Genomic DNA, 1,492 nt, shown 5'->3' on the forward strand with positions numbered 1-1,492 from the left:
GGTTACCCCACCGACTTCGGGTGTTACAAACTCTCGTGGTGTGACGGGCGGTGTGTACAAGGCCCGGGAACGTATTCACCGCGGCATGCTGATCCGCGATTACTAGCGATTCCGGCTTCATGTAGGCGAGTTGCAGCCTACAATCCGAACTGAGAATGGTTTTATGGGATTTGCTCGACCTCGCGGTTTTGCTGCCCTTTGTACCATCCATTGTAGCACGTGTGTAGCCCAGGTCATAAGGGGCATGATGATTTGACGTCATCCCCACCTTCCTCCGGTTTGTCACCGGCAGTCACCTTAGAGTGCCCAACTGAATGCTGGCAACTAAGATCAAGGGTTGCGCTCGTTGCGGGACTTAACCCAACATCTCACGACACGAGCTGACGACAACCATGCACCACCTGTCATCCTGTCCCCCGAAGGGGAACGTCCTATCTCTAGGATTGTCAGGAGATGTCAAGACCTGGTAAGGTTCTTCGCGTTGCTTCGAATTAAACCACATGCTCCACCGCTTGTGCGGGCCCCCGTCAATTCCTTTGAGTTTCAGCCTTGCGGCCGTACTCCCCAGGCGGAGTGCTTAATGCGTTTGCTGCAGCACTAAAGGGCGGAAACCCTCTAACACTTAGCACTCATCGTTTACGGCGTGGACTACCAGGGTATCTAATCCTGTTCGCTCCCCACGCTTTCGCGCCTCAGCGTCAGTTACAGACCAGAGAGTCGCCTTCGCCACTGGTGTTCCTCCACATCTCTACGCATTTCACCGCTACACGTGGAATTCCACTCTCCTCTTCTGCACTCAAGTCCCCCAGTTTCCAATGACCCTCCACGGTTGAGCCGTGGGCTTTCACATCAGACTTAAAGGACCGCCTGCGCGCGCTTTACGCCCAATAATTCCGGACAACGCTTGCCACCTACGTATTACCGCGGCTGCTGGCACGTAGTTAGCCGTGGCTTTCTGGTTAGGTACCGTCAAGGTACGAGCAGTTACTCTCGTACTTGTTCTTCCCTAACAACAGAGTTTTACGATCCGAAAACCTTCATCACTCACGCGGCGTTGCTCCGTCAGACTTTCGTCCATTGCGGAAGATTCCCTACTGCTGCCTCCCGTAGGAGTCTGGGCCGTGTCTCAGTCCCAGTGTGGCCGATCACCCTCTCAGGTCGGCTACGCATCGTCGCCTTGGTGAGCCGTTACCTCACCAACTAGCTAATGCGCCGCGGGCCCATCTGTAAGTGACAGCCGAAACCGTCTTTCAGCTTTTCTACATGTGTAGAAAAGGATTATCCGGTATTAGCTCCGGTTTCCCGAAGTTATCCCAGTCTTACAGGCAGGTTGCCCACGTGTTACTCACCCGTCCGCCGCTAACTTAAAAAGCAAGCTTTTTAAGTCCGCTCGACTTGCATGTATTAGGCACGCCGCCAGCGTTCGTCCTGAGCCAGGATCAAACTCTCCATATAAGAGTAAGATTAGCTCATTGCTAAACTCTAGCTTTTT

General features: G+C 53.6%; 1 rRNA gene. It reads right to left on the minus strand.

From position 1 onward, the window contains the following. Positions 1-1,455, minus strand: a 16S ribosomal RNA gene (locus ACTYA4_RS22025); the annotation flags it as partial. Positions 1,456-1,492 lie beyond the last annotated feature (37 nt).

The sequence above is a fragment of the Niallia yueguangensis genome (genome assembly GCF_052663115.1).